Origin of the sequence: Hyella patelloides LEGE 07179 (assembly GCF_900659865.1) — a bacterium.
Lineage (GTDB): Bacteria > Cyanobacteriota > Cyanobacteriia > Cyanobacteriales > Xenococcaceae > Hyella > Hyella patelloides.
In genome coordinates this window covers 1-9,408 of sequence record NZ_LR214374.1, presented here as the reverse complement: position 1 = coordinate 9,408, position 9,408 = coordinate 1, and the positions used below count along the sequence as shown (strand labels likewise).

The following is a 9,408-nucleotide window of genomic DNA, read 5'->3' as shown; positions in this document are numbered from 1 at the left end:
TTAATAATATAATTTTTACTTATAATTAAGAGAGTATTTTAGTGCAAAAGTACTGATAAAAATGGTGATTCTAAATCATTTTGGGGTTTGGCGATCGCGCCAATTAAACACTTGTCCATCCACTGAATTTGATATTAACTATCAGGAAGCTGCACTTTACAGTATCTCGCACCATATTCCCCAGGAAGAATGTGTAAATAGCGACTGGTGATATCCAGTCCCGAATGACCCAATTCCTGCTGTTGTAAGTGGATGGGACTACCGTTGAGTAACTGATGGGTTGCCCCCGTATGTCTAATCCAGTGGGGACTGACACCATAAATACCTACTCTTTCCCCCGCATTCTTCACAATGCGCCATACCTGAACCGTGGAATAAGCTTGATGTCTGAGATTGAGAAAAATCGGATCATTTCCTGTGGTATCGTTTTTTTTCGTCCCTTTCAAAGCTTGCCAGAGATGGGGGGTAATCGTCACCTTGCGGGTTTTACTCCCCTTACCAAATAGAGTTACCAAAGCCGAAAGATCGGCTTTTTCGCGAATATCTTTCCATTTGAGATTACAAAATTCCGATACCCTAGCGCGGGATTCGTAGAGTAACTGGAGCATTAACTGATGCTGGCGATTGGGTTCGGTGTTGAGCAACATCCACCATTCATCTTCTGTCAGGATCTTTTCAGAGATCGCATCTTTAGTTTTTGGTGTGGCGAGTGCAGCACCAGGATTGTCTGCCAATAACTTGTTTTGATGGGCGAAGCTAAAGAGGGATTTAACCGCAGCTAACTTACGCTTTCTCGATGAAGGAGCGTATTTTTGGGCTAAAAAGGTATCCCAATTCTGAATATCGGCTAAATCAATACTATCGAGTCTTTTCTGACAGAAATCGAGAAAGTGATGTACGTCAGTTAAATAGGCTCGGCGACTAGCACCTGATTTGCCGTGCAGCCACATTTGAATTAGTTTTAACTCCATTTTCGGGGTCAGGGGTGGAATCTCATTTCCATTATTAATAACTGTACGCCTTATTAGATGCCCATTTCCATACATGATGAAAGATAACCAGACTTATCTTTCATCTATTCTACGCTCTTTTTGGGAAGATATTTAATTCAAAGACAGCGATCTCGATATTCCAAAGAAATTATGGGAGTTGGGAATTACTCGACCAGCTCCAATGGAAGAAACCCTTTGAGTAAGAAGTAATAAGTAATAAGTAATAAGTAACTCGCCCGTGAGGAATTCATGAGCGCGAGGGATGCTTCTGGTCAAGGAGCATATCCAATCGCGCTGTTGAGGAAAAATAAAAATATAATTCAATTATTGAACGCTCGATGCGCCCTCGGTAACTGAGGCGAGCAGAATCGCGTTGTTGAATCTTCAAGCTTCTCCCCAGAGGTATTACTTTTTACTTTTTACTTACTACTTATTACTTGTGAAGCAGTTACTTACCAACTTGGCTTCTCCAACAACGAGAAAGCACCCACAAACCTCCGATTATCAATAGTCCCGCACCAGGGGTAAATTCAAAAGGAACAGCAGCCGATACTCGTGCGGTTCCCAAGGAAAAATCGATCGCACTCGTATCCATCACAAAAGAAATATTGGGAGAAGAGCCAACAGTCATTGCCGATTCAGAAATCACACTGCCACCAGAAAGATAGCTAATCAAACCAAAATCCCCTTCTCCAGAAAGACTAGCAATATCAAATAAATCTTGAGGTGAGCCTGGGTCGGTCAAGTCAATCAATAATTCCGTACTACTAGCTGTCAGATCCCCCACCTCTAAATCTTCGATCAGTAAAGTACTATTACTGTTATTTTGAATAAAAGTATTTTCGCCAATCTTCAATTCAATTTCATAATCACCAAAAGTAAAATCGCCACTGGCATAATCTCCCAAACCATCAGCATTATTTCCTGGGTTGGTTTCAATGATGCCGATAATCGTCCCTGTAGTCGAACCTTCACTTAGAGAAACATTCAAATCATAAATTACCCCCCAAGCGCGCTCGCTCATTAGGGAGTTAAACAGTAAACTCAAGACTGCGGTGGTAACTATTTTTTTACTGAATAATTTTGGCATGATTTTTCTGAGTAAATAATTGTAAATTTGTGGCGATTTTTTTTGAGTTTATCTTCTTAAAGCAAGGCGTTGTCTACCCTATTTGATTGGCAAGCAAGCAATCGCGCAATCGCGCTTATAGCTAGGAGTTTCGCTCCTTTATTTGGCTATTTTTTCGATTAACTACTATCAAATAACTCGGACATGAATCGCTCTATTTATTAATAACTAAAAGTTGATTTTTTGCTTAACTAAAATTAGTAATAGTCGCCCGACCATTAATAGTAATATTTCCTTGAGCTTGAATTGAGCCAATTAGGTGAGAACTCCCATTAAAAGTAAAGTTCTTTCTAGTCAGAAATTCGCCAATAGTAGTACTAGAACCATTAAAGGTAATATTACCTTGGGAGATTACAGTCAGGTAACTCGGTTCGTTATTCACTGTGGCACCGTTAAAGTTAATCTGACCATTACTATTCCCAGAAGCGATTAAAGTATCTCCTGCAAAACGCGCTCCTCCATTCATATTTATCGACCCACTAGCTAAAATTGAGAGATTTCTCGATTGAACCGAAGCTAAGTTAATCGAACCATTGTTGAGAATTAAAGCAGTGTCATCTAAGGTATGTCCCGACCCATTAAAGTTAATGCTGCCGTTATCTAAAATAATTACATAATTAGACAGAGCTACATTACTGGGAATATTCAAATTACCCGACGTAATCCTGACAACTGTTGGTTGAGCGAATGTGCCAGTCGCGGGGAAATAATTCTGCCAATCACTGACATTATTGAGGGGATTTTGTTGGGGATTAAAGATAATTTCGCTCGTCCCTTCAGGAATTAAAGTTGTTAATTGAGAGCTTACCAATTCGCTATGTTCTGGTACGTTAACGGCTAGTTCATCAATTACTTGAGGTGGAATTAAATTAGCATATCTTCTGCTACTGGCACTGGCTTGACTTTCAGTGTAATTTGGCCCTACAGTTACAGCACGATCTACGAGAACTGATTTGCCATTGACTTGTATCGGATTACCCGCAGAGTCTCGCAACACGGGTAAAGTTTGATTGCCATTAATCGTAAATCCTTCCCCTGCATAGAGTCTCGTATCATCTTCAAAGTTTAATACTTCTCCATCAAAGTCGCTTCTGCCATTAATTCTGATTTTGCCTTCTGCTTTGATATTAAAGACTTCAGTAGCCGTAACCGCGATTTGTGAAGTAGTTACTCCACCATCATCATCGGTTACCGTCAGAGTAATTGTATAGTCTCCATTATCGACAAATAGATGGTTGACTGTTTTCCCTGTTACGGGTGAGCTATCATCGCCAAAGTTCCAACTATAAGTTAAGGTATCATCCCCTGGATCGTTCGCCATAGCAGTAAATTGAGTGCTAACTCCTTCAGCTATTTCTCCATAAGAGATCTCGGTAATGGTAGGAGCTACGTTATTAACTCGTACTTCCAATGTAGATGTTGTAGCTGCACCATCATCATCCGTGACAGTTAAAGTGACTGTATAGTCTCCGTTATCGGTAAAGACGTGAGTAACATTTGCTCCCTCTACTGTGTTTCGGGAGCCGAAGTCCCAACTATAAGTGAGAGTATCATTCCCTGCATCAGTTGCTACGGCAGAGAAGTTAGCGATTTGTCCCTCATCGATGTCCGTATCTCCCGTTAGAGATGTAATAACTGGTGCGGTGTTATTAACCGTTACCGTCATGGTATTGGTTGCTACTCCACCATCATCATCGCTAATAGTGAGAGTTACGGTATAGATTCCATCATCCGTATAGGTGTGGGTTTGCTGTAAGTCATAGGTTGTTTGTTTGGAGCTAGCGATTGTTTCTGTAATGATTTCACTGCCATCTCCGAAATCCCATTCAACTGTATGATTATCTAAAATTCCAGGATCGCTGAAGGTAGCATTAAAGCTCACGATTTCTCCTTCATTACTTGCTTTATCCAACCAAGGATCGGTTGTGGGGGTAACGTTATTAACTGTAATAGTGAGACTTTGAGTGACCGACGCACCATCATCGTCCGTCACTGTTACGGAAACATCGTACAATCCATTATCGGCAAAGAGATGAGAAACATTTTCTCCCGATAAGATTTCACTACCATCTCCAAAGTCCCAAGCATAAGTTAAAGTATCGTTTCCAGGATCGTTAGCAATTACGGCAAAACGAGCAACGTCCCCTTCATCGATTGCATTGTCTCCCGTAAAGCTCGTGATTGTAGGAGCTACATTTTCTACTGTTACATTCAGTGTTGATGTAGCTCCCGCACCATCATCATCGGTGACAGTAAGACTAATGGTATAACTTCCATTATTGGTAAAGGTATGAGTTACATCAATTCCTTCTGCGGTGCTTCCGTCTCCAAAGTTCCAAGTATAGGTTAGTGTATCGTTTCCACTGTCAGAGGCGATCGCAGAGTAACTAACCTCTTCTCCTTCCAATATATTGGTATTGCCAATGATTTCTGTAATAGTAGGAGCTACGTTATTGACTGTGACATTGAGTGTTTGAGTGGTTGATGCACCATCACTGTCTGTAACAGTTAAAGCAATAGTGTATTCTCCATTGTCCGCAAACACATGGTTGACGCTTTCTCCTTCAAATGAATCGCTACCATCACCAAAGTTCCAGCTATAGGTTATGGTGTCATCACCTGAATCCGAGGCAATCGCACTATATGTTGTTTCTTCACCTTCATTGACTTCCGTATTTCCAACAATCTCAGTAATAGTAGGAGCTACATTATTGACAGTAACTTCTTTTGTTGAAGTAATGGAAGCTCCATCATCATCCGTGACAGTTAAGGTGATTGTATAATTTCCATTATCCGCAAAAGTATGGGTTACATTTTCCCCATTTGCGCCCTTTCCATCGCCGAAGTCCCAAGTATAAGTTAGAGTATCATTTCCATTATCGGAGGCGATCGCTGTATAAGTTACTTCTTCTCCTTCATTTACATCTGTATCCCCAATGATTTCATTAATGACAGGAGCAACATTATTAACGGCTACATCCAATGTTTGATTAGTAGCTGCTCCATCATCATCAGTGACAGTTAAAGTGATTGTATAATTTCCATTATCAGCAAAAGTATGGGTTACATCTTGACCATTTGCTTCCGTTCCATCGCCGAAGTCCCAAGTATAAGTTAGAGTATCATCTCCTGGATCGGTTGCAGATGCACTATAAGTTACTTCTTCTCCTTCATTTACATCTGTATCTCCAACAATCTCCGTAATAGTAGGAGCAACATTATTGACAGTAACTTCTTTTGTTGAAGTAATGGAAGCTCCATCATCATCCGTGACAGTTAAGGTGATTGTATAATTTCCATTGTCAGCAAAGGTATGATTTACATCTTGACCATTTGCTATGTTGCCATCACCGAAGTCCCAATTGTAGGTTAAGGTATCATTTCCATTATCAGAAGCGATCGCTGTATAATTGACTTCTTCTCCTTCCAATACATCTGTATCTCCAACAATTTCCGTAATAGTAGGAGCAACATTATTGACAGTAACTTCTTTTGTTGAAGTTGCAGTTCCTCCATCATCATCAGTGACAGTCAAGGTAATTGTGTAGCTTCCATTATCTGCAAAGGTATGAGTAACATTCTCTCCTTCGGCAGTATTGCCATCACCAAAGTCCCAACTATAAGTTAAGGTATCATTTCCACTATCAGAAGCGATCGCGCTATAATTAACCTCTTCTCCTTCATTTACATCTGTATCTCCAACAATCTCAGTAATGGTAGGAGCTACATTATTAACGGTTACATCAATAGTAGAGATTGTAGATGCTCCATCGTCATCACTTACAGTGAGGGTGATTGTATAACTTCCATTGTCAGTGAAGGTATGAGTGACATTTTCTCCATTTGCTATGTTGCCATCACCGAAGTCCCAAGTATAAGTTAAGGTATCATCTCCTGGATCGGTTGCAGATGCACTATAAGTTACTTCTTCTCCTTCATTTACATCTTGTTTGCCAATTATTTCTGTAATAGTAGGAGCTACGTTATTGACAGTAACTTCTTTTGTTGAAGTTGCAGTTCCTCCATCATCATCTGTCACAGTCAATGTAATGGTGTAGTTGCCATTATCGGCAAATGTATGAGTTACATCAATTCCAGTAGCAGTATTATTATCTCCAAAGTCCCAACTGTAGGTTAAAGAGTCATTTCCATTATCAGAAGCGATCGCTGTATAAGTAACCTCTTCTCCCTCCAATACATCTGTATCCCCAACAATCTCAGTAATGGTAGGAGCTACATTATTAACGGTTACATCCAATGTTTGATTAGTAGCTGCTCCATCATCATCACTTACAGTGAGGGTGATTGTGTAATTGCCGTTGTCAATAAAAGTATGAGTTACATCAATTCCTTCTGCGGTGCTTCCGTCTCCAAAGTTCCAAGTATAGGTTAGTGTATCGTTTCCACTGTCAGAGGCGATCGCTGTGTAAGATACTTCTTCTCCCTCATTTACATTGGTGTTTCCAACAATTTCCATAATAGTAGGAGCTACGTTATTGACAGTCACATCTAGAGTTGAATTTGTAGATGCTCCATCATCATCCGTGACAGTTAAGGTGATGGTGTAATTTCCGTTATCAGCAAAAGTGTGAGTAATATTCTGTCCTTCCGCACCCATACCATCACCGAAGTTCCAATTGTAACTTAAGGTATCATTTCCACTATCAATAGCGATCGCACTATAAGTAACCTCTTCTCCCTCCAATACATCTGTATTGCCAATGATTTCATTAATTACGGGAGTTACATTATTAACGGTTACATCAATAGTAGAGATTGTAGATGCTCCATCGTCATCACTTACAGTGAGGGTGATTGTATAATTTCCATTATCAGTAAAAGTGTGAGTGACATTTTCTCCAAATGCTGTACTTCTATCGCCGAAGTCCCAAATATAAGTTAGAGTATCATTTCCACTATCAGATGCGATCGCTGTGTAAGATACTTCTTCTCCCTCCAATACATCTGTATCTCCAACAATCTCATTAATGACAGGAGCAACATTATTAACTACTACATCCAATGTTTGATTAGTAGATGCTCCATCGTCATCAGTTACAGTGAGGGTGATTGTATAATTTCCATTATCTAAATATTCATGACTGACTGGTAATCCGTTATTGTTAACTGTTAACTGAGGAGAGCCATCCCCAAAGTCTAGGGTGTAAGTTAGGGTATCGTTTGGGCTATCTGAGGCAACTGCGTTAAACTGAGCGGTTTCTCCTTCATTGACTTCAGTATCCCCTGTGAGGGACGTAATTATAGGAGCAAGATTATTAACAGTGACATCTATAGTAGAGGTAGTTGTAGCCCCATCATCATCAGTTACAGTTAAAGTTGCAGTGTAGTTTCCGTTGTCTGCATAAGTGTGAGTAACTGGGAATCCGTTACTGTAAGCAGTAACGGATTCGCTGCTGTCGCCGAAATCTAGGGTCACTGTTAGAGTATCATTACCTGGATCTTCCAGGGTGGGGTTAAAGGTAATAGCTTCTCCTTCGTTGCCTGTAATAGTAGGTGCGATCTCGATAAGAGGTGGAACGTTGTTGACGGTAACTTCTAGTTCGGAGGTGGTTGCTGCTCCATCGTCGTCGGTGACAGTTAGGCTGAGGTTGTAAGTGCCGTTGTCGGTGAAGGTGGGATCGATAGTGGGTGAATTGCCTTCTATGGGTGAGCCGTTAACCGACCAGTTGTAGGTCAACTCGTCATCTCCTGGATCGCTGACAGATGCAGTGTAGGTGATAGTTTCACCTTCTTCTGCTGTGGTTGCTCCATCGATAGAGGCGATCGCGGGGGCGACATTATTAACTACGATATCTAGAGTCTGAGAGGTAGAAGCACCATTTTCGTCCTCTACAGTTAGGGTGACTGTGTAGTTTCCATTATCGGTATAGGTGTGAGTTATCGGATCGCGATCGCTGCTCGCTGATAACTGAGGAGTGCCATCTCCGAAGTCCCAAGTATAGGTTAGTTCGCCGTTACTGGGGTCGGTTGCTTCCACGTTAAATGTCGCTGTGTCTCCTTCATTAAGGTTGCTGTCTCCTGTGAGGGAGGTAATGGTAGGAGCAACATTGTTAACGGTAATAGTAATAGTTTCGCTACTTGACGCGCCGTCGTTGTCGGTAACGGTAAAGGTTGCGGTGTAAGTTCCTGGTTCGCTGTAGACGCGCTCTGCGGTTTGAGCTTCAATTATTGTTCCATCATCGAATTCCCACTCTAGCGTGTGGGTGTCGTTAATTCCGCGATCGCTATAAGTTCCAGATAGGGTTATGGTTTCACCTTCGTCGAGCGTTCGATCCGTACCCGCATCTACAACAGGTGCTGCGTTATCAACTGTAATGTCAAAGGTTTGACTGTCGCTTCCGCCGTGGGGGTCGGTTACAGTTAAAGTTGCGTTATAAATGCCGTTGTCAATAAATGTGCGATTAATAGTTGGTTGTGGGGTGTTGGTGGATTGACCGTCAATTAACCAAGTGTAGGTTAACTGGTCGTTTCCTGGGTCGGTAACATTAGCATCGATAGTTATTTTCGTTCCTTCTATTATGGTATCGGGTAGTTGGATATCTTCAATAGTAGGAGCGACATTGTTAACCGCGATGCTGACAGTAGCGGGATTAGATAACTGTCCGTCGTTGTCTTGTACCACATAGGTAAAGCTGTCGTTTCCTGCAAAACCAGGAACGCTCACGTAGGATATTTGACCGTCAGGACGGAATATTGCCGTACCGTTACTAGGTTGGTTTTGAATTTGTAATGAAGCGCTCACGATTGTGCCGTCGGGGTCGCTGTCGTTGGCTAGGACATCTATAGTAGCGATTTCTCCTTGATTGACTGTGGCGTTATCGTCTGCTGCTATGGGAGTAGCCAGACTGCTATCGGTTAGGAGAACATCATCTATAAGAACTTGAGAATCTACCGCACCAAAGCCTAAGAGATCGAAATAGAGAACCGCTTCCGTTCCTGGTGCTAGGTGAGATATATCTACCGATACGGTATGGGAGTTATCTAAATCGATGGTATCTCCCGATGTTGTACCGCCAATTCTAACGCGATCGCTAAAGTATGCCGCAATACTGTTCGGTTAAGCTAAACAACATGAGTTAATGAAAGTATTCATCATCCAAATGCATGAAACTATTTACTCTAACTCTTATTTCTCGAATACTTGCACTTGCTACGCCTATTAATTTATTCAATGAGCAGTATAGCCTCCATCTACAAAGTGGACACTTCCTGTGATAAATGCGGCTCTGTCAGAAAGTAAGTAATCCTAAATCCGATTGATATAGG

At 41.4% G+C, this 9,408-nt stretch carries 3 protein-coding genes; all 3 read right to left on the bottom strand.

The genetic code is table 11. From position 1 onward, the window contains the following. Positions 1–134: 134 nt before the first annotated feature. Complete coding sequence (locus H1P_RS34615) at positions 135–971, bottom strand: tyrosine-type recombinase/integrase (protein WP_144876203.1); 837 nt, start codon at positions 969–971, stop codon at positions 135–137. A gap of 469 nt (positions 972–1,440) precedes the next feature. After that, complete coding sequence (locus tag H1P_RS34610; protein WP_144876201.1) at positions 1,441–2,082, bottom strand: PFE-CTERM domain-containing protein; 642 nt, start codon at positions 2,080–2,082, stop codon at positions 1,441–1,443. Between the two features lie 226 nt (positions 2,083–2,308). After that, on the bottom strand, positions 2,309–8,974 hold the full coding sequence (locus H1P_RS34605) for a PKD domain-containing protein (protein WP_281291293.1): 6,666 nt from the start codon (positions 8,972–8,974) through the stop codon (positions 2,309–2,311). Positions 8,975–9,408 lie beyond the last annotated feature (434 nt).